Source organism: Enterococcus sp. DIV0682 (genome assembly GCF_051712685.1).
Taxonomy (GTDB): Bacteria; Bacillota; Bacilli; order Lactobacillales; family Enterococcaceae; genus Enterococcus; species Enterococcus faecalis.
In genome coordinates this window covers 195,362-217,500 of the sequence record NZ_JBIOPK010000001.1, presented here as the reverse complement: position 1 = coordinate 217,500, position 22,139 = coordinate 195,362, and the positions used below count along the sequence as shown (strand labels likewise).

Annotated in this window: 16 protein-coding genes and 1 rRNA gene (1 of these 17 cut by a window edge); 1 reads left to right on the top strand and 16 read right to left on the bottom strand. The window is 39.5% G+C overall.

The genetic code is table 11. The features are described from left to right. The 13 genes from IGK96_RS01055 to pth all read right to left on the bottom strand — a co-directional run. Positions 1-701, bottom strand: a 16S ribosomal RNA gene (locus IGK96_RS01055) (it extends 860 nt beyond the left edge of the window). A 653-nt stretch (positions 702-1,354) separates the two neighbouring features. Then, positions 1,355-2,851: a lysine--tRNA ligase gene (gene lysS / locus IGK96_RS01050; protein ID WP_002359372.1), complete on the bottom strand. Its 1,497-nt coding sequence runs from the start codon at positions 2,849-2,851 to the stop codon at positions 1,355-1,357. 93 nt (positions 2,852-2,944) lie between these two features. After that, positions 2,945-3,943: a tRNA dihydrouridine synthase DusB gene (gene dusB, locus IGK96_RS01045; RefSeq protein WP_002356263.1), complete on the bottom strand. Its 999-nt coding sequence runs from the start codon at positions 3,941-3,943 to the stop codon at positions 2,945-2,947. Positions 3,944-3,954: 11 nt separating this feature from the next. Beyond that, entirely contained in the window at positions 3,955-4,851 is an 897-nt protein-coding gene (hslO, locus tag IGK96_RS01040) for an Hsp33 family molecular chaperone HslO (protein WP_002359370.1), read from the bottom strand. Between the two features lie 161 nt (positions 4,852-5,012). Beyond that, on the bottom strand, positions 5,013-7,169 hold the full coding sequence (ftsH, locus tag IGK96_RS01035) for an ATP-dependent zinc metalloprotease FtsH (protein WP_002363441.1): 2,157 nt from the start codon (positions 7,167-7,169) through the stop codon (positions 5,013-5,015). A 93-nt stretch (positions 7,170-7,262) separates the two neighbouring features. Then, positions 7,263-7,808, bottom strand: a complete 546-nt coding sequence (gene hpt / locus IGK96_RS01030) for a hypoxanthine phosphoribosyltransferase (protein ID WP_002356260.1) — start codon at positions 7,806-7,808, stop codon at positions 7,263-7,265. A gap of 18 nt (positions 7,809-7,826) precedes the next feature. Next, positions 7,827-9,215: a tRNA lysidine(34) synthetase TilS gene (gene tilS, locus IGK96_RS01025; protein WP_080296840.1), complete on the bottom strand. Its 1,389-nt coding sequence runs from the start codon at positions 9,213-9,215 to the stop codon at positions 7,827-7,829. A gap of 85 nt (positions 9,216-9,300) precedes the next feature. Then, positions 9,301-9,780, bottom strand: coding sequence for a S1 domain-containing RNA-binding protein (locus tag IGK96_RS01020; protein ID WP_002356258.1), 480 nt, complete (start codon positions 9,778-9,780; stop codon positions 9,301-9,303). Positions 9,781-9,824: 44 nt separating this feature from the next. After that, on the bottom strand, positions 9,825-10,304 hold the full coding sequence (locus tag IGK96_RS01015; RefSeq protein ID WP_002356257.1) for an FtsB family cell division protein: 480 nt from the start codon (positions 10,302-10,304) through the stop codon (positions 9,825-9,827). Positions 10,305-10,558: 254 nt separating this feature from the next. Beyond that, the gene (locus tag IGK96_RS01010; RefSeq protein WP_002356255.1) at positions 10,559-10,822 is read right to left on the bottom strand and encodes an RNA-binding S4 domain-containing protein; all 264 of its coding nucleotides are present in this window, start codon (positions 10,820-10,822) and stop codon (positions 10,559-10,561) included. A gap of 14 nt (positions 10,823-10,836) precedes the next feature. Then, positions 10,837-12,426: a putative polysaccharide biosynthesis protein gene (locus tag IGK96_RS01005; protein ID WP_002368546.1), complete on the bottom strand. Its 1,590-nt coding sequence runs from the start codon at positions 12,424-12,426 to the stop codon at positions 10,837-10,839. Positions 12,427-12,441: 15 nt separating this feature from the next. Next, the gene (gene mfd / locus IGK96_RS01000) at positions 12,442-15,981 is read right to left on the bottom strand and encodes a transcription-repair coupling factor (RefSeq protein ID WP_002388750.1); all 3,540 of its coding nucleotides are present in this window, start codon (positions 15,979-15,981) and stop codon (positions 12,442-12,444) included. A 19-nt stretch (positions 15,982-16,000) separates the two neighbouring features. Then, positions 16,001-16,567 (bottom strand): aminoacyl-tRNA hydrolase, encoded by a 567-nt coding sequence (gene pth, locus IGK96_RS00995; protein ID WP_002361556.1) that lies wholly within the window; start codon positions 16,565-16,567, stop codon positions 16,001-16,003. Positions 16,568-16,902: 335 nt separating this feature from the next. Between pth and IGK96_RS00990 the strand changes: the two genes are divergently transcribed. Further along, positions 16,903-17,886 carry an L-lactate dehydrogenase gene (locus tag IGK96_RS00990; RefSeq protein WP_002356251.1) on the top strand — a complete coding sequence of 328 codons (984 nt, stop codon included), beginning with the start codon at positions 16,903-16,905 and terminating at the stop codon, positions 17,884-17,886. A 225-nt stretch (positions 17,887-18,111) separates the two neighbouring features. Here the strand turns inward: IGK96_RS00990 and IGK96_RS00985 are convergent, their stop codons facing one another. The 3 genes from IGK96_RS00985 to IGK96_RS00975 all read right to left on the bottom strand — a co-directional run bounded on the left by IGK96_RS00985 (position 18,112) and on the right by IGK96_RS00975 (position 22,132). Further along, on the bottom strand, positions 18,112-19,602 hold the full coding sequence (locus IGK96_RS00985) for an aldehyde dehydrogenase family protein (RefSeq protein ID WP_085406504.1): 1,491 nt from the start codon (positions 19,600-19,602) through the stop codon (positions 18,112-18,114). Positions 19,603-19,879: 277 nt separating this feature from the next. Beyond that, positions 19,880-21,391 (bottom strand): glucosaminidase domain-containing protein, encoded by a 1,512-nt coding sequence (locus IGK96_RS00980; protein WP_016616712.1) that lies wholly within the window; start codon positions 21,389-21,391, stop codon positions 19,880-19,882. A 228-nt stretch (positions 21,392-21,619) separates the two neighbouring features. Continuing rightward, positions 21,620-22,132, bottom strand: a complete 513-nt coding sequence (locus IGK96_RS00975; protein WP_002356248.1) for a transcription repressor NadR — start codon at positions 22,130-22,132, stop codon at positions 21,620-21,622. Positions 22,133-22,139: the final 7 nt, after the last annotated feature.

Below are 22,139 nucleotides of genomic sequence, written 5' to 3'. Positions count from 1 at the left end.
CATGGAATTCCACTCTCCTCTTCTGCACTCAAGTCTCCCAGTTTCCAATGACCCTCCCCGGTTGAGCCGGGGGCTTTCACATCAGACTTAAGAAACCGCCTGCGCTCGCTTTACGCCCAATAAATCCGGACAACGCTTGCCACCTACGTATTACCGCGGCTGCTGGCACGTAGTTAGCCGTGGCTTTCTGGTTAGATACCGTCAGGGGACGTTCAGTTACTAACGTCCTTGTTCTTCTCTAACAACAGAGTTTTACGATCCGAAAACCTTCTTCACTCACGCGGCGTTGCTCGGTCAGACTTTCGTCCATTGCCGAAGATTCCCTACTGCTGCCTCCCGTAGGAGTCTGGGCCGTGTCTCAGTCCCAGTGTGGCCGATCACCCTCTCAGGTCGGCTATGCATCGTGGCCTTGGTGAGCCGTTACCTCACCAACTAGCTAATGCACCGCGGGTCCATCCATCAGCGACACCCGAAAGCGCCTTTCACTCTTATGCCATGCGGCATAAACTGTTATGCGGTATTAGCACCTGTTTCCAAGTGTTATCCCCCTCTGATGGGTAGGTTACCCACGTGTTACTCACCCGTCCGCCACTCCTCTTTCCAATTGAGTGCAAGCACTCGGGAGGAAAGAAGCGTTCGACTTGCATGTATTAGGCACGCCGCCAGCGTTCGTCCTGAGCCAGGATCAAACTCTCATAATAAAAGTTAGAACAATCTTACGATTGTTAAGCTCAATTTGTTTGCCAGCATATTGCTTGCTTGTTAAAAATGTTTGTTGTCTTGAATTGAATCAAGACGCCCTACACATTTGGTTCGTCTATTCTTTGTTCAGTTTTCAAAGGTCTACGTTACCTCGCAGCAACTTTTATATCATAACAAACTTTCGTTTGAACGTCAAGAACTTTTTGAAAAAAGTTTTTTTAAGTTGTTTTGCTCGGTTGTTGTTGTCTGTTGTGACAACTTCTATATCTTACCATCTCATTTGTTATTTGTCAACAACTTTTTTGTTGTTTTTTCAAACTTTTTTCGAGAGATTTGAAATCAAGAATTGTTATTTAATTATTGACTTCTGAATCGCTCAGCTGTGTGACTCGCCTTGCGACATGTAATAATATACCAAGATTTCAAGCATTGGTCAATCATTATTTTCACTTTTTTTAAACTTTTTTTCAATACCGATTATTCTTTCTTATCCGATTAGATAAAGTTCGTTTTTTTATCAGATTACCCATTCTTTTTATTACCCATCTTCGATTTTTTTAGAAAAAAAGAATTGGTTTCAATTGTTTTTCTATTCTTTTTTTATTTAATTTTTTGCGAATACAAAAAAAAGATGCCCTTAAGGCATCTTTTTTTATCTCATTGTTGGGAATAGCAAGACATCACGAATTGATTGTGCATCGGTTAATAACATAACTAGTCGATCAATCCCAATACCTAATCCTCCGGTTGGTGGCAAGCCATATTCTAAGGCTTCGATGAAATCTTCATCTACTCCGTGTGCTTCATCATTTCCTTGTTCCCGTTCTTTTTCTTGTTCTTCAAAACGTTCACGTTGGTCAATTGGATCATTTAATTCTGTAAATGCATTAGCAAACTCTTTTCCGATAATAAATAGTTCAAAGCGGTCAGTGAAACGACCATCTTCTGGATTTTTCTTCGCTAATGGTGAAACAGCGACTGGGTGACCATAAATAAATGTTGGTTGTTGCAACGTATCTTCTACAAATGTTTCGAAAAATTCATTAATGATATGACCGACTGTCATGGCATCTGTAATTTCAACATTATGTTCTTTAGCTAACGCACGGGCTTCTTCTATCGTCATCTCTTGCCAAAAATCTACGCCCGTTTGTTCTTTGACCGCATCTACCATGTGTAGACGTTTGAAAGGACTGCCTAAGTCAACAGCTTGACCATCGTACGTGATATCAGTAGTTCCTAAGACTTTTTCCGCAGCATTACGAATAATTCCCTCTGTTAAATCCATCACATCTTGATAATCAGTATAAGCAGTATAAGCTTCTAGCATTGTAAATTCTGGGTTATGAGTGGTATCGATGCCTTCATTACGGAAGACACGACCAATTTCATAGACTTTTTCCATGCCACCGACAATTAAACGTTTTAAATGTAACTCTAGGGCAATGCGTAAGTATAAGTCCATATCTAATGCATTATGGTGTGTGATAAATGGACGAGCAGCAGCTCCTCCTGCTTCGTTATGCAAGACAGGCGTTTCTACTTCGACATAGCCATTGCCATCTAGATAACGACGGATTTCGCTAATAATTTGACTGCGTTTCATGAAACGATCAAAGCTTTCTTTGTTACTGATTAAATCCAAATAGCGTTGACGATAGCGTTGTTCCACATTCGTTAATCCATGGTATTTATCTGGCAACGGACGCAAAGCTTTAGTTAATAACGTAATTGTTTGAGCTTTAACAGTAACTTCCCCCGTATTGGTTTTCATTACTTGACCTGTCACACCAAAGAAGTCGCCTAAGTCAGCATGTTTAAATAGTTCATAGGCTTCGTCTCCAACTTGGTCCTTCCGAACATAAATTTGAATTTGGCCTTCACGGTCTTGCAAATGGGCGAAACCAGCTTTTCCTTTACCACGTTTTGTCATCATACGTCCAGCAACGCTGACTTCTGTATTCATTTCACTAAGTTCTTCTTTTGTATGATTATCATATTGTTCATGAAGTTCTGCTGAATTATGAGTGCGATCGAAACGTTTACCGAAAGGATCAATCCCTTCTTCACGTAAAGCTTCCATTTTTTCGCGGCGCACGAGCATTTGATCATTTAAATCCTCTAAATGCGCTTGTTGTTCTTCTGCCACTGTTGTTCCTCCATTCTTGATTTTAACCTATCCTAATAATGCCACAGTAATTCGAAAAAAAGCAAGCCGAATTTTACTTTCGGCTTGAATTTTTTATTCTTCTATAGTAGTTACAGCAACTTTGGAAATCTTCTCTACAAAGGCATCAAGTAAATCGACAACTGCTTGTTGTGTTTCAACTTGGTTAATCGCAACTTTGACTTTGGCCGCTCGCGAGATTCCTTTTAGATAGTAAGAAGCATGTTGGCGAAACTCACGGACCGCAATTTTTTCACCTTTTAAATCCACTAATCGTTGTAAATGAACTTTTGCAATGTTAATTTTTTCAGCTGGTGAAGGCTCAGGCATCAATTCACCCGTTTCCAAGTATTCTTTCGTCCGTTGAATCATCCAAGGATTGCCCAAAGCAGCTCGACCAATCATCACACCATCCGCTCCAACATATTCTAACATGCGTTTAGCATCTTCAGGCGTTTTGACATCGCCATTTCCCATAAAAGGAATGGTTAAATGCTTTTTCACTTCCTTTAAAACGTCCCAGTTGGCTGTCCCTTCGTACATTTGGACACGTGTCCGACCATGCATAGCAATTGCCGAAGCGCCTGCTTGTTCGGCAGCCAAAGCGTTGTCTACAGCATATAGATGATCTTCATCCCAGCCTGTTCGCATTTTTACAGTGACAGGCAAAGAAACTGCCGAAGAGACTGCGTGAACCATCTCATGCACTTTATTCGGATCCAGCAACCATTTCGCACCAGCTTCAGCTTTAATTATTTTATTGACAGGGCAACCCATGTTAATATCAATAATCGCCGCTTGCGTATTTTCTTCCACAAACTTAGCAGCTTCCACTAATGTTTCTTTATCTCCACCAAAAATTTGTACACTTAAAGGATATTCTCGCTCATCAATATATAGCATTTCTAAGGTTTTTTTGTTTCTTAATTTAATTCCTTTATCACTAATCATTTCACAAACGACTAATCCTGCGCCAAATTCTTTTACAGTCACACGAAAAGCGGCGTTACTAATACCCGCCATCGGAGCTACGACAACACGGTTGGGGATTTCAACGTCTCCAATTTTCCACATAGTCTTTCCTCCTACTTTTGTTTCGTATTGCGAATCGCTTCATCGCGAAGTTCAATTAATTCTTCTTCACTATAGTGATATTTATTGTTACAGAATTGACAAACTGCTTCTGCTCCATGATCTTCATCAATCATCGCATTTAATTCATCGATCCCAACAGCAATCAAAGCGGTCGCAAATTTTTCTTTGGAACAGTCACATTTAAATTGTACAGGCATTTTTTCTAAAATTTCTACTTCGTCTTCTCCCAATAAGCGATACAAGACTTGTTCAGGTGTTTCTCCATTTTCTAGTAATTGTGAAATTGGTGGCACTTCCGCTAGACGCTGTTCAATAAAATCAATGGTACTTTCATCGGCACCTGGCATTACTTGAATCATAAAACCACCGGCTGCTTTCACAGATTCATCCGTGTCCACCAATACACCTAAACCGATAGCTGAAGGAACTTGTTCAGAGACCGCCATAAAATATGTAAAGTCTTCACCGATTTCACCAGAAACAATAGGTGTTTGTCCAGAAAAGGTTTCTTTTAATCCTAAATCTTTAATGACTGTGAAAATTCCTTCGTTACCGACAGCGCCACGTACATCAATTTTACCTGTTGCATTCAACTTTAAGCTGACATGTGGATTTTTAATGTAGCCTTTTGTTTCTCCACGGCCATTACTATCGACAATAATAGCGCCAGCTGGGCCATTTCCTTGTACTTTTACAGTTAATTTATCGTCACCTTTTAAAGTCGCTCCTAGTAAAAGGGCTCCAATCAATGTGCGCCCTAACGCTGCGGTAGAAGAACTCCATGTATCATGTCTTCTTTGCGCTTCGCTAACAGTTTCAGTGGCACTGATGGCATATGCTCGAATTGAACCTTTATAACAAAGGGCTTTTACTAAATAATCTTCCATTCTTTTTCCTCTTCTCTTGGTGCTTTTTTGTCCATTAGTCAGATAATACTAGGAATCAGGTGTTTTTTCAACCAAATAATCTTCCTTCTATAGAATATCTTAATATTATAGAAGGTGCAGTATTCGTCAACTCGACAAATACTACACCTTCTACTAATTGGTTATTTATAACGATCTTCGTAGTTATTGCGATCATATTCAGAATTGGAATCTGAATCTTTTTTCTCTTCAGATTGGACTTCTTTTTCTGTTTGTTCGCTTTCTACTTTGACTTCTTCTGCTTCATCATGTAATTCTTTTTTCGCTTCTTCAAAGTCTTGTTTTTCTTCAACTTGTTTTTGCGCTTCTTTTTCTTCTAAAGCACGTTTTGCTTCTTCGAATGTTTGCGCTTCTTTTTCACTAGGGTAGTCGCTGTCAGCACCTTCAGGCATTTTACCTGTTTCAAATAATGATTTGATTGCTTTTGCATCTAATGTTTCATATTCTAATAGTTTTTCAGCAATTAGTTTATGTTGTTCACGGTGCGCTTCGATAATTTCATGCGCTTTTGTATGAGCATCCATTAAGATACGACGAACTTCCTGATCGATTTCAAACGCCACTTGTTCTGAGTAAGCTTTTGTTTGACCATAATCACGACCGACAAAGACTTGATGGTTTCCTTCATATTGAACAGGTCCTAATTTGTCGCTCATTCCATATTCCGTTACCATGCTACGGGCAATCCCTGTTGCTTGTTCAAAGTCATTTGAAGCCCCTGTTGATTGAACGCCAAAGATAATTTCTTCTGCTGTACGTCCACCAAGTAAGCCAACGATTTGTTCAAACATATCTTCTTTAGTCATTAAGAATTGATCTTCTTTTGGTAAAGCAATCATATAACCGCCTGCGCGACCACGAGGGATAATCGTTACTTTGTGGACAACACGGGCACGGCTTAAGACTAAACCAACGATTGTGTGTCCCGCTTCATGGTAAGCCACCATTTCGCGTTCTTTTTTATTAATCACGCGATCTTTTTTAGCTGGACCAGCAATTACGCGGTCTTCGGCTTCATCCACATCAGAAGCATCAATTTTTTTCTTGTTACGACGAGCGGCAACTAAGGCTGCTTCGTTTAAGACATTTTCTAAATCAGCACCAGCAAAACCTGGTGTTTGTTGTGCAACAACTTTCAAATCAACGTCATCAGCTAACGGTTTGTTTTTCGCATGAACACGTAAAATCGCTTCACGACCTTTGACATCTGGACGTCCTACCAAGATTTGGCGGTCAAAACGACCTGGACGTAACAACGCTGGGTCTAACACGTCTGAACGGTTCGTTGCAGCAATTACGATAACTCCTTCATTGCCATCAAAACCATCCATCTCAACTAATAATTGGTTAAGGGTTTGTTCACGTTCGTCGTGTCCGCCACCCATACCAGCACCACGTTGACGACCAACTGCATCGATTTCATCGATAAAGATAATCGCAGGCGCGTTTTTCTTCGCTGTTTCAAATAAATCCCGGACACGGCTAGCACCGACCCCGACAAACATTTCAACGAAATCTGAACCTGAGATTGAGTAAAATGGCACCCCTGCTTCACCTGCTACGGCTTTAGCAAGTAACGTTTTACCAGTCCCTGGAGGTCCTTCTAATAGTACGCCCGCAGGAATCCGTGCGCCTAATTCAGCGAAACGACGTGGATCTTTTAAGAATTCCACTACTTCAACTAATTCTTGTTTTTCTTCTTCCGCACCAGCTACATCTGAGAAGCGGACACGGTTAGCTTTTTTATCGGCTTCTTTGGCTTTGGATTTACCGAAGTTCATCACACGGCCACCGCCGCCACCACCACCGCCTTGTTGGCTCATCATCATGTAGAAGAAGAAGAAAATAATCACTAATGGTAAGAAACTAAACAACAGTGACAACCAAGCACCACTTGTTGATTGTTCTTTGACAACTAGCTTCACCTTGTTATTTTGTGCCGCATCTTGAATGCCAGCTAAGGTTGTATCACTAGGTAAAACGGTTGTTGTGAAGCCTTTTGACGACGCTTGCGTTGAGCCCCACAATGACAGACCACCTGTGTCTTTCACTTCTTGTTTTTCTTTATACTGACCTTCAATCCGGTAAACCCCATTGGTTGGTTGAATGGTCATGTCTTTGACTTTTCCGTCTTCCAATTGTTGTTGGAAGGTTGAGTAATCGATGTCTGGCGATTGTTGGTTGTTATTTCCAAAAATGAAATAGACAACCATGACCATGGCAAGTACTACTAAGACGTAGTATAAACCATTTTTCATGCCATTATTCTTTTTGTTCATGCCTGTCCTCCTTATGCTCATCATTACAATTCATGTTATTCTTTTATCAATCCTGACCTTTACATTGTAACACAATTAATTCCTTGATAGATATTAATTTGATTCGTAAACTTCAGGTTTTAAAACGCCAATATAAGGCAAGTTGCGGTACGTTTCTGCATAGTCTAATCCGTAACCGACCACAAACTCATTGGGCACATCAAACCCTACGTAGTCAGCTTTAATGTCTACTACACGGCCTTCTGGTTTATCTAATAAGGTAACAATTTTCACAGATGCAGCTTTACGGTATCTAAACAAATCTACTAAATACGCTAATGTACGACCACTATCGATGATATCTTCTACGATTAAAATATGTCTACCTTCGACATTTGTGTCCAAGTCTTTGACAATTTTTACTTCGCCTGAAGAAACTGTCGCGTTGCCGTAGCTAGATACATCCATAAAGTCCAATTCTAAATAAGTATTGATTTCACGAGTCAAATCAGCCATAAATGGTACTGCACCTTTTAAAATACCGACCACTAAAGGATTTTTCCCTTGATATTCTTCTGTCAGTTGCTTGCCAAGCTCTGCAGACTTCGCAAGAATTTCTTCTTTGGAGATTAGGACTTTCTCAATATCTTTTTCTATCATAGTGCGCTCCTTTCAGCATTACTCCTTTGTCTTAAAAAGGAGTCTGTAGTGTATTTTATCAGTTTCTAAAGGAATACTCAAATAGGAATTTGCAAATTTTGGTACCCAAATGATTTCCTCTTGCTCATCCGTAATGACCCAAGCACTCTCTCTCGCTTCATTTGGCACTTTTTGATCAATAAAAACTCTGCTTAATTTTTTCGTAAACCCTGGTTTTAATGTAATCCGATCACCACTTTGGCGATGACGAACGGTCAAAGGTGTGGCTGTTGTCAACGGGATTGCTAACAACTGACCCGTCCATTGATTAATCTCTTCAGGAAGAGGAAACGGTTTGTCTGTCGCAATTAATCCTAGCCACTCGGTTTCCGATAAATAAATCCCCGCACCAGGTACTAATAAATGTGTAACTTCTTCTCGCAGTGCAGCCTGTTTTTGTTCTAAGCATAGCCAATCATAACTTTTAGCTAGTTGCCATTGCTGTTCTAACATAACCGAGCCTTGCGGTTGCCGTTCATCATTCAAAACTTTTAAAATTTGTGTCATCTGGCGTTGGTTTAACGAAACCCCTAATGGCACTAATGTTTTTTGGAAAAACGCGGTTAAAAAGAAGTGCTGGTACGCAGGCGTTTCTTTTAATAATCTCTTCAAAGGAATGCGCCAGCCTTGTTGGGTCGGTTCTACGGCTTCAGATAATTGAGGCTCAATTTGTTCTTGAATAAATTCTTGAGCAAAACGTTGTTCATTACTAAAAGAAGCAATCTGATCTAAGAATTGCGGATTTTCCTGCTTTAATAGCGGCAAAACCTGATTACGAAGCCGATTTCTTAAATATTCATTGGTTTGGTTTGTTTCGTCCTCAAAATAAACGAATGCTTGGCGCTGTGCAAATTGATACAATTCTTCTTTTGGATAAATAAGTAACGGGCGAATCAATTCCCCTGTCGCAAAAGGACGTCTCTCTTTGATGCCCGCGGAATGGGAAAAATTAGTTCCTCGAATCAGCTTCATTAAAATCGTTTCCGCTTGATCGTCTAGATGATGTGCCGTCATTAAGACCGCCGCACCTTCAATTTCCATGACTTCTTTAAAAAATTCATAACGAAATGTGCGCGCTTTTGCTTCTAAATTCCGTTGTTTTTCAGGGTCTTCCCAACGTGTTTCATAATACGTTAGCTCTCGCTGCTGACAATAGGTAGCGAGATATTGCGCTTCCTGTGCCGACGCTTCTCGCAATTGATGATTGACATGTGCAACAACCAATTGTAATTGTTCTTTTTCTGCCACCTGTTCCATTAACGTCAAAAGGGCCATGGAGTCTACACCACCAGAAACGGCGACCACGATTGTTTGATGCGGTTGCCAAAATCCTTGTTCTTTTCCTCGTTTATAAAACTGCCAAAACATTGTTCGCCCTTCTTTCTTCCTTAGAATAAAAGAGGAACCGAGAAATAACCCATTCGTTATCCCCAGTCCCCCTATTTGTTTGTGCTTAGCCGCGACGTCCGCCACGTCCGCCACGTTTGCCTTCAGTATTACGTTTTAATGAAGATAAACGGTCATCACTATCTTTCAAGAAAGAGCTCATCAATGAGTCAAAATCTTGTTTATTGTTATTGTTATTTGCTTGTGGTTTATTGAAAGGCTTTTTGCCCCCTGCGCGTGGATTACGGTCACGATTCTCATAATTGTTTTCACGACGTTGAAATTCACGTTTTGGTTGTTGCCCTTCTGCTGGCTCTTGTGCTTTACGGATCGATAAGCCAATTTTGCCGTCGTCACCAACTGAGGTTACTTTCACTGTTACTTCGTCACCTACTGTTAATACATCATGAATATCTTTAACGAATCCATTAGACACTTCACTGATGTGTACTAACCCAGTTTTTCCTTCTCCTAAATCAATAAATGCACCAAAGTTAGTAATCCCTGACACTTTTCCTGGCAATTTAGCTCCTACTTCGATTGACATAAAAAAATTGTTCCTCCTATTTTTTCCCTAATTATAATTGCAGTTTATTCAGCTGAAGACTTAGTTGTTTCAGTTGAAGACTGTGATTGACTATTTTTTTCTGAACTGCTCTTGCTTTCTTCCGCTCCAGAAGTCTGTGTTTTTTTCATTTGTTCTGGTGTGGGATAAATCTGTTCGCCTTCTTTTGAGAGAAGGAAACGGCTACGTGCTAATTTTGCCACATAATCATCATCTTTTAACAAAGCAACGTCTTTTTTTAGATCCTTGACCTTCTTATCAACTGCTACGGATTCAGCAATTGCATCTGCTCGTTCTTGTTTGAAAGCACCTAAGCGATGATAATCTTTCATCAATTGGATGCCAGAAAAGGCAAAAATAATGAAGGCCACGAGAAAAATCGCTGCCAAGCGTCTGCGTCTAAAAATCAATTGTTTCTGTTGTTTTTGGAATTCGACATACTGTTCTTTCGTGTAGTCATTTTCCAATGCCGCAACTTTCTTCGAGTTTTTTTCATTCTTTCCCATCGTCTCGCTCCACTCGCTTTGGATTGTCCGTTTTATTATACCAACATCTAAGAACCTTGTCTAATGTTAATTTCAGAGAAGTTAAAGAAAATCAAGCTTTTTTCTAAAATATTCTTTGCTTTTGAAATAACAGCGGTTGATTTATTAATTTTTTTCAAAAGCGGCGCGTCTGTTTCATTAAAACGCTGAAAGGATGAAGCGCTTGGAATATTCATCTTTTCAATGAACTTGCCAAGCGCTCCATCCTCACCTGTTTATTCTTCAGAGACACGTGTTTCTGATTTTATTTCATACATTTTTGTGGCATCTTCTTTTTTCGTAGAGTCATTTAGTTGCAGGACTTCTACTTCTAAAATTCTGTTCCCAAATTGAATTTTGACAAGGTCACCAATCTTCACAGTACTAGAAGATTTGGCTAAGACTCCGTTGATTTGAATCCGGCCTTTATCAGCGACTTCTTTGGCAACTGTTCTTCTTTTAATAATGCGAGAAACTTTTAAAAATTTATCTAACCGCATCACATTCACCTCTTTTATTTTTTTTGTCTCATCCGTAAAATTTTTGCGCCATACGGTAAACTTAACCATTCACGTATCGTAAATAATTCTAACTTAATGATGGTGCTAATAAAAACTGTACCACCCACTGCAACACCTAAAACTGTAACGAAAAACGCTTGACTTCGGTGATGCACACCTTGGAACAAGATGGAGATAATTCCTTGATAGACCAGTAATGACAGCATCATGATTGCTAAACTAAGCAACAGTTTTTTCAAAAAACTTCGTTCTCGAACAAAACAATTAATCGCTGCATCCGATTGTCGGACTAAAACGAATAACGTCGCTAGTAACCCAAGGATGGTAGACCAACTAGCACCTAATGTTCCCCAACGAATGGTGAAAAAGCCCGTTGTCAGCAACTTCACTAATAAGCCCACACCAGCTGCCACTAAAGGACCTTTAAAACGATTGCGACTTTGTTCAATACTTTGGTAGGCCTGAATAATGGCCATAAAAGCGATGGATAAAACATACACCCCTAAAACATCGTTGCCTTTATAATCTTTAAAAAGCGTAAAGTTCATGTACGGCAATAACATCATCAGACCAATCGAAGCCGCCGATGCCAAGGTTGTGGTAAGACGCAAAAAGATTTTTGCAACTTGTAAAAATTGTTGACGGTCTTTTTTCATAAAATATTTTGTCAAACCTGGTAAAAAGGTCGAGCTTAAAGCTAAAGCAATTACCAATCCTAATTGAACTAGTGGTTGTCCTCTATCATAGACCCCTTTGTCCACTTTCGCAGCTAAATCAGAGAGCCCGAAAAGCATGAGAGCATTTTTTACTTTAAAGGAATCAATTAATTGAAATAGAATCAGAAAAGCACTATATAAAGAGACCAAACCACCCTCAATCATTAAACGTTTAAATAGTCCTGTGGTTTGAGGCATAATCTTCCATTGATGCAAGTATTCCGTACTTCCACTAAGAATTTTTCGATTGTAGTACCATAAGACAAGTACCGCTAAGACACCGCCAGCCAACGCACCACTCATGGCCACCGTCCCCGTTTGGTAAATGGAGCCCCCAAAGTAATGATAGGACAACGCAGCTACTAGAATAACCCCGACACGCACAAACTGTTCCATCACCTGTGAAATACCACTAGGCACCATCAACAAATGACCTTGAAAATTTCCACGATAGAAGGAAAGAATTGGAACGAGTAAAAAGGTAAAGGAAACAACTTCCATTAATGGTTGGAGTGCAGCATCCCCCATACTAATAGCAATTTCTTGACTACCAAAGAAAAAGAAGGCCCAACAAGCAATCGCTAACCATAACACATAGGGATATAGTTGGCGCAACACTTGTTTTTGACTCCGAATATCTGGTTGTTCAGCAACAATTTTGGAAATAAATTGCGGTAAGCCTGACAATGCTAATGTCATCGCAATCCCATAGATTGGATAAACTTGCTGATACACGTAAAATCCTTCATCCCCTACAAAGTTCTGAAAAGGAACGCGATAAAACGCACTCAACACTTTTGCAATGAAGGAAGCAATGGTTAACACAACGGCACCTTGCATCATTCGCTGCATTTCTTTTTGTGCCATCTTCTAGGCCTCCTTTTAAAGGGAATCCGTTTCTTGCGAATGTTTGTATTTTTCTTGTCGCAATGCGGTTGTAAAAGTAGCAATTTCTTGAATCCAAACAGCTTCTTTACAATCTTTCGGCAACTTCAAGGAAATAGTCATTTGTTCTTTCTCAACTGCTAGATCCGCTTTTAAGCTGGTTGCCGATAACGCTTCAAACAACTGCTCCACAGAGTATGTTTTTGTGCCAATTTTACTTAACACAAACTTGACTTTTTGGTCGCGTTTACGAATACTTTCTAACAAGGCACGGTCGCCATCCATTTTGATACGGCCAGTGGTTAATAAATGCGCCACTTCGTCAGGATACTCTCCAAAGCGGTCTAACAAGTCCGCTTCTAATTCTTCGTACATATCCATATTTTCTAATTGACGAATCCGTTTATAAATTTCAATTTTTTGTCGTTCGTCTGTAATGTACGTTCCTGGAATATAAGCATCAATGCCCAAATCAATTTCAACAGACGTTTTTTGGTCTTGGATATTTTTTCCTTGTTTACGAGCAACTGCCTCAGATAACATCTGTGAGTACATATCAAACCCAACCGAATCAATGAAGCCATGTTGTTGGGCACCAAGAAGGTTTCCGGCCCCTCGAATGGAAAGGTCACGCATCGCAATTTTGAACCCAGAACCTAATTCCGTAAAGTCTTTAATTGCTTCTAAACGTTTCTCACTAACTTCGTTTAGGATTTTTTGCTGTTCGTACATAAAATAAGCATAGGCCACTCGATTGCTACGCCCCACACGACCACGTAATTGATACAACGTAGATAAGCCCATGTAGTCCGCATTTTCTACAAACAAGGTATTAGCATTAGGAATATCTACTCCTGTTTCAATAATTGTTGTAGTGACTAATATATCATATTGTCCTTCAATAAAATCAAACAAAGTATTCTCCAGTTGTACTTCTGTCATTTGACCATGTGCATACGCAATTCTTGCATCTGGAACTAGCGCTTGTAACTCTTCAACTTTTCGTTCAATCGTATCTACTCGATTGTATAAATAAAAGACTTGACCATCTCGAGCCATTTCTCGCTCAATCGCTTCCCGAATCGCCCCAGGATTATTTTCCATGACATACGTTTGGATCGGATAACGATTCTCTGGTGGGGTTTCGATGACAGATAAATCACGGACACCTAACATCGACATATGAAGGGTCCTTGGGATTGGCGTTGCTGTTAACGTCAAGACATCCACTTGTGAACGCAATTGTTTTAGTCGTTCTTTATGTTTCACTCCAAACCGTTGTTCCTCATCAATAATCAACAAGCCTAAATCACTAAAATTAATATCTTGCGACAATAAACGATGGGTACCAATCACAATATCTACTTGGCCATGTTTAATTTTTTCAATTGTTTCATTTTGCTGTTTTTTCGTGCGGAAACGACTTAATAAACCAATTTCTACAGGAAAGCCCTCAAACCGCTCTTGAATCGTTTCGTAATGTTGTTGCGCTAAAATAGTTGTTGGCACTAAAAAGGCGACCTGTTTATTGTTGCTAACAGCTTTGAAGGCCGCTCGTAAAGCCACTTCTGTTTTACCAAACCCTACATCGCCAACTAACAAACGATCCATTGGTCGAGATTTTTCCATGTCGTGTTTAATTTCGGCAGCACTACGTAATTGATCATCTGTTTCAGAATACGGAAAAGCCTCTTCAAATTCTTTTTGATACGCATCATCTGGCGGAAAAGCATAGCCTTTTTCCGATTCTCTTGTCGCATAAAGTAAGATTAAATCATCCGCGATATCTTCAATTTTTGAAGCAACTTTTCGTTTAGTTTTCGTCCATTCACTGCCGCCTAGCTTGTTAATTTTCGGCGTTTTAGACTCGGAAGCAACGAACTTTTGAATCAAGTTCAATTGTGTTACTGGAATAAATAACTTGTCATCATTTTGGTACAAGATAGTCATGTAATCTTGATGGACCCCATCAACTTCTAAGGTTTCCATACCAATATATTTACCAATCCCGTGATTCGCATGAACGACATAATCGCCCGTTTTTAAGTCGCTATAACTTTTCAAACGTTCCGCATTAGAAATTGTTTGACGACGTGCCCGTTTTTTGGTCGTTGTATGAAAAATTTCTTTTTCCGTAATCGCCACGAGCTTGTTTTTAGGTAATTCAAACCCTGTTTGTAATGCCCCTTGGACAATTTGGACATGCCCATCTAACAACTGATCCCAATTGCTTACTACGCTAGGTATGTCAAAGTCCTGAAATAGCTCTTCGACTTTTTGAATCCGTTCTTTCGTAGGAACAAAAACAACGACCGTTTGGTTTTGCTTTTGCCAACGGTCCACTTCCGCTTTTAGCAACGGCATTTGACCGAAGAATTGTTGCATTGAACGATATTGGAAATTATGGACTTCTTGGAAACGAAGATTCCCCATTCCTTTTTGAAAAAGTGAAAAGAAGGTCGTATTTCGTGCAGTTTTTCGCAATTGATCATGAAAGTCTACGCCAAAAGTTTGTTCAGAAAACACGCGCATTTCTTCAATTTTCAGGGTTTGCCATTCTGCTTCCTCTCTAGCGATCTCTCGCTCCGTTTCCATCATACGAGAATAATCATCCACAAAAAGCAAACTATTTTCTGGTAAATAATCTAACAGCGTAGTTTTTTGTTGGTACAGAAAATCTGTATAATAGTGAGCATTTTCTGTAGGAATCCCTTGTTCCCAAGAAGACAGCAACTGACCAAAATATTCTTCTAAAAAATCGGTCTCCGTTTGATCTTTAGCTGTCGCTAAACGTTTTTCTAGAGCATCTTGTAACCTCGTCATGCCATGATTCATATCTGCCTTTGAGAATACTAAATCAGTCATTGGTGAAATCGTTACTTCTTCAAGATTTTCTAATGAGCGTTGAGTATCCGCTTCAAAATAACGGATTGAGTCAATTTCAACATCAAACAGTTCCACCCGAACAGGGTATTCGGCATTTAGCGGATAGACATCAACAATGCTTCCGCGAATACTAAATTCGCCAGGCTTTCCGACCATCGATTGGCGTTCATAGCCCATTAACACTAAGCGTTGCGCGAGGATCTCAGGTTCTACTTCTGTCCCGATTTCCCAATGAAGTTGCGCATTTTGCCACGTTTCTTTCGTTGGCAAATATTTTCGTAGTCCAGCTACTGGTACGACCACGATTCCTGCATTCGCTGTCATCAGGAAATTTAACGCACTCACTCGATCTGCGCGCGCTTCTGGTGAAGAAAAGGCCATTTCGGCGGATAACACTTCATCTACTGGAAATAGATGAACTTGTTCTGAAGGTAAAATATTTAAAAAATCATCTACTAATTGATTGGCATAGTATAGGTTTGGAACCGCAATAACAATTTTTTGATGCGTCTTTTGTAAAGCGCCTGCCATCAGTAATGTTTTAGCAGAGCCTGATAACCCAGTAATTAGTTGGCGCGTTCCTGTTGTCATTAGTTGACTGCGCCATGATTTAGCAATTTCTGTTTGGCTAATTCGTTCGATAATATTCAAACAAGGGCCCTCCTTTCTGCTATTTTCCATTAAATTGATTCATTGTTTCAACAAACGTATGTCCTTCGCATGCATATAAAGCGGCATCGGCTGCTTTTTTTACAGCAAGTAACATCTCTTCGTGTGTTTCTTTGGGAAAAGTACTTAGTACATGGTGGATAACTGTATCATTTTTTGAGGGCCGACCAATGCCAATTTTAATTCTAGGAAAGACATTTGTGCCTAAATGGGCAATCAGACTTTTTATCCCATTGTGGCCGCCAGCACTACCTTTTTGCCGTAAACGAATTTTACCGACCTCTAAGTCTAAGTCATCATAAATAACAATCAAGTCTTCCTCATCTACCCCAAAGTAGGTCAACAACGGACCAACAGAGCGACCTGATTCATTCATAAATGTTAATGGTTTCACTAACAATACTTTCTCAGTCCCTATAAAAAACTCTGCAATATCTGCTTCAAAATTACTATTATTAAACGAAACATTTTGCCGATACGCAATTTCATCTAGCGTAATAAAGCCAATGTTGTGTTTTGTTTCTTTGTATTTACTACCGGGATTTCCCAGTCCTACGATTACTTTCATCTTTCATTCTCCTTGGATTATAAGCTTGCCAACACAAAATGGCTGGGAAGCGTATGCGCTACCCAGTTTTATTCATTATACCATAGAAATAAAAAAACTCGCAGTCTTTGAAGATTAAGAAAGATGTAAAAAAATTTTTTAGAAATTTAAATATGCGCAAGATAGTGAAATTACGCACATGTAAGAGCTACCATTTTGAAACAGGTCTGAAAACTGTATCATTTTTACAATCAAAGTTCGTGACATTTTTTACAAACCATGTTACTATCACTTTAGCAACAGGAAATAAAAACTCGTTGCTCACGAAAAAGAATGTAGAGGAAGGAATGGTACACATGACTGCAGCCGCAGGGAATAAAGATCACCAAAAAGTAATTTTAGTCGGGGACGGTGCCGTAGGTTCTAGCTATGCCTTTGCTTTAGTAACTCAGAATATTGCTCAAGAAGTTGGGATTATTGATATTAATGTACCAAAAACTGAAGGAGACGCGTTGGACTTATCTCACGCATTAGCATTTACTTCTCCTAAAAAAATCTATGCTGCTACTTATGACGATTGCCATGATGCAGACTTAGTTGTCTTAACAGCTGGTGCGCCTCAAAAACCAGGCGAAACTCGTTTAGACTTAGTTCATAAAAACTTGAAAATTAATAAAGAAATCGTTACAACAATTGTTGATTCTGGTTTCAATGGCATCTTCTTAGTTGCCGCAAACCCAGTCGACATTTTGACTTATTCAACTTGGAAATTCTCTGGTTTCCCGAAAGAACGAGTAATCGGTTCAGGAACTTCACTAGATTCTGCTCGTTTCCGTCAAGCAATTGCCGAATTAGTTGATGTTGATGCACGAAATGTCCATGCCTACATCTTAGGGGAACACGGAGATACAGAATTCCCAGTTTGGTCACATGCGAATGTCGCTGGCTTACAAATTTACGAATGGGTGAAAAATAATCCTGACGTCGATGAAGAAGCAATGGTTAATTTATTCTTCAACGTACGCGACGCTGCTTACACAATCATCGAGAAAAAAGGAGCTACTTTCTATGGAATCGCGGTGGCACTAGCGCGTATCACTAAAGCTATCCTAAACGATGAAAACTCTGTGTTACCATTATCTGTTTATTTAGAAGGTGAATATGGTCAAAACGATATTTATATCGGTGCACCAGCGATCATCAACCGCCAAGGAGTTAAACAAGTCATTGAAATTCCATTAACAGATGCTGAGCAAGAAAAAATGGAAGCTTCTGCTTCTGCATTAAAAGAAGTTATTGAAACAGCTTTTGCTAAATTTGAAGCAGAAGAAGCAAAATAACTCCTTCTATAATAGTCGAAAATTGAAAATAACCAAGAGTGACCACTATTGTTACTCCGCTTTAAAGCCTGGTACAAAAATCCAAAGTGATTTTTGCACCAGGCTTTACTTTTAATCTGTTTTACTTTACTCATCACTCAACTTTTTAAAAAATTATTGTTTTGTTTAGCTCGAAAAATAACAATAACCAAAAATAAGTTTGTTATCTAAAATTCACTACACTACTTAATACAGTCCATCTGCTTCTTCTTTTGTCACAATGTAAATATTTTTCATTTGCGTATAAGCATCTAGCATTGATTTATGCGTTTCTCGACCAATTCCTGATTTTTTATAACCGCCAAATGGCGCGCCCGCAGGCAATTGATTGTATGTGTTGACCCACATCCGACCTGTCCGTACACCACGAGCAACCCGTAATGCCACATTGATATCTTGAGAAAAGACGGCACCACCTAGACCATATTCAGAATCATTAGCTAAACGAATGACTTCTTCTTCCGTTTCAAATTTAATCACTGTTGCAACAGGACCAAAGATTTCTTCTTGGGCCACGCACATTGTATTCGTGCCATTCGCTAATAACGTAGGTGCTAAAAATGCCCCCTTGTCTAGCCCATTTTCTGTTAAACGTTGCCCACCAGTAATCAGTGTAGCTCCTTCCTTCACACCAATTTCGACATATTTTAAAATTTCTTCCAATTGATGCTCATTGATCTGAGCGCCCATTTCAACATCTTTTTCCCACGGGAAACCAACGTTCACTTGTTCAAATTTTTCCTTTAAAGCTTCTACAAATTGATCATAAATACCTGACTGAACGAACACACGAGACCCAGCACAACAAACTTGCCCTTGGTTGAATAAAATTCCTAACTGCACACCTTCTAATGCTCGTTCCCAATTGGCATCTTCAAAAATAATGTTGGCTGATTTTCCGCCAAGTTCTAAAGTGGCTGGAATTAGGCGGTCGGCCGCCGCTTTAGCGACAGTGTACCCCACCTCTGTTGAACCTGTAAAAGCTAGCTTATCAAACCCTGGATGTGCCAACATATAATTTCCTGAATCAGAACCACGACCGGTGATTAAATTCACTACTCCTTTCGGCAAGACTTGATCAAAAATTTTAAACAATTCCAACAGACTTAATGATGTGCTCGAGGACGGATGAATCACAACCGTATTACCTGCTGCCAACGCTGGCGCTAATTTCCAAGCGCCCATTAATAAGGGGAAATTCCACGGAATAATTTGACCCACAACACCAATGGGTTCTTTCACAACAATGGATAACGTATCCTTATCAAATTCTTTGACAGACCCTTCTTCTCCACGAATCACACTAGCAAAATACCGAAAATGGTCTGCACTGGCAGGGACATCAATTGATTGCGTTTCCCGAAGCGGTTTTCCATTATCTAAAGTCTCCACCATAGCCAAATGTTCTTGATTTTCTTCAATCAAATCAGCAATTTTCAATAAAAGATTGCTTCTTGTTACAACATCAACATCTTTCCATGTCTGAAACGCTTCTTGGGCTGCTTCTACAGCTCGATCCACATCTGCATTTGTGGCATCTACAAATTCTGCTAATTTTTCACCATTACTAGGATTGTAACTAGCAATCATTTTGTTACCACTACCTGTTGTCCACTCTCCATTAATATACAATTGATAGCTACTGGCAACTACTTGATTTATTTCTTTTTTATTCATTTACCCACCTCTTTTTTTATTTTTGTATCCGCTTACAATTATAAGACATCTTTCACCTAAAAGTAAATGATTCTACCTAAAAAAAATATAGCTCTCAGCGACTGTTGCTAACTCATCCCGACCTGAAGCCTCCTGGCAATATCTGAATGTATTAAACTTTATTGGAGAGACTTTTTGCCACAAAAAAAAGCTGAAACTGAAGAATTAAAATTGATTCTTCAGTTCCAACTTTGCTTTTTACAACTCATCCGTTCTTATTGACAAAGAGCTGATTTTTTTATTTATCTTTTGGAACGATATAGTTCATTAAATGTGTTTGATCGGCTGAGATTGTACGTGTCGAAACAACGTTTAATCCCTTCACGTTCATTTCAGAAATTAAGATGCTACCATCTTTAAAGACTTTTTCCACAAACGCGACATGACCATAAGTATTGTCTGCGCCTAAAACGCCAGCTGGGAAGGAAACCGCTGCGCCTGCTTTTGGTGTACGACTTACTTTGTACCCGCGTGCACGACCTGTTTCGCCCCAATCTTGACCATTCCCCATTGTTAAGTCCACACGTTTACCTAATTGCGTAATACGGTTGTAGACATATTGTGTACAGTTGCCCCAAGCATAACTATTAAAGGTGTCATAGTTTTTGCCATTATAGGCTGGGAAATTTGATTCCATTGGTTCAACGGTTGCTTTTTCTTTATCATAATAAGTTAAATCGTATGTTTTAATTAACGCATTTAATTTCTTATGGTAATCTTTGTCCGTTGCGTATTTTCCTGTTAGGAAACGTGTCGCTTCTTTGTATGATTTGGCTTCCGTTTTCCAGACACCATGATAGAAATCTTTATTGGAATCTAAACCATTTTTCAATAATTTCGCATAATCTTCCATTGATTCTTTATACGTTGGATATTGACGGAATTTTGCTTCTACTGTGTATAGGTTACCGAAACCATTGTCTTCATAGGTAATAAAAGAAACAGATTGACCTTTGTAATCGCCTTTAATACCAAACAAATTGTAGTTTGGTTTCTGGCTTAATTTACTATTGCCGCTGCCACTTTCTAAAATTGCTTGAGCAATCATCACACTAGCATATAAGTTTTTGTCCTTGGCCACTTTCCGAGCAGATTCACCGATTTCTTGAATAAACTCTTCTGTCTTCTTCGTTTTGCTGACCGTAAACGTCTCATCGTCTTCCACTAACCCAACCGTTTCATTTGTAACCGGTGGGACTATTTCGGGCTGCGGTGTTGACGCTGCTGGTTGTTCTACTGGCTTTTCAGCTGGCGCTGTTGGTGTCACTGGTTTCGCCGGCTGTTTTGATTCAGAAGTACTCGTGCCAGGTTTTGGCTGTTCTTTAGAAGAACTTGGTGTAGTCGTCGGCGTGGTACTTGATTCAGTTGTACTTGTTGACGTAGAATCTGTGGTTGACTCTGTTGCACTCGTTGAGGTGGAGTCAGTAGTCGATTCTGTCGTACTTGTGGATGTTGAATCCGTTGTGGAATCTGTCGTTTCGGTTCCTGACGTTTCAGTGGACTCCGTGGTTGCAGATTCACTTGATTCGGTTGAACTTTCTGTTTCAGTTGTTGATTCTTCTGTCGCTTCTGTTGTTTCACTAGTCGCTGTCGTTTCAGTGGCTTCAGCAGTTGTTGCTTCTGCGGTTGTTTCTGCAACAGAACTATTTTCAGCTACCAAGTTATTACCTTCTGCAAATGCACCTACTGGCATTGATGAACCTAAAAGTAATAAGGTAGAGAACAGGGCAAATTGTTTTTTCATACTCATTCTCCTTTTTTATTTTTCTCCATTTATTTTTATGTACCAACATATATAATTGACATAGTTATTGTTTAAATGGCTCCTTTTTTAATAGTATACTGTTTCATAAAAAATTTCTAGCAAAAAGTTAAAAAAATAGAAGAAAATTCACAAATTCTTCTATCTTTTTTTGGTAATTTTCTAAGAAAAAAAAGAAAGGGCTTGAACAAACATCAATGTCCTCTCTTTTTCTCGTTATCCTTCAAACAAAATACTTTTTTTTCGAAGTGCCTCTTTGATTTCTTGGAAAGTTTCTTCGTCTGCACAGCGAATAGTATGCAGATGGACGCCTCCTGTTAAAACTGATAGTAATGTAGCATGCTCTTTTTGATACTTGTCCATAAATTTATCAATATCTTTCTCTGATTGAATGCGCAAACTGCCAATTAATTCCCCATAAAGCGGATGTGCAATACTCACATCTACCACTTCTCCACCTTTGGCAACAATGACTGACAATTCTTCTCTCGTTTGTTCAGGTGTATGTTGACAAGCAATTTTCCGTTCAATTCCTTCTAAAGGTTGTTCCAACATATACCCTCGAGCTGTTGCGACAATTTCGACCCCTGTCGCCCGTAATAGAGCGACATCTCCTACAATAATTTGTCTGCTGACATCAAAAGCTTTTGCAAAACGAGTGGCACTAATTGGCTTTTCGGTCTCTCTTAATCTTTTAACAATCTCTCTTCTTCTGATTTCTCCATCCACGACCTTC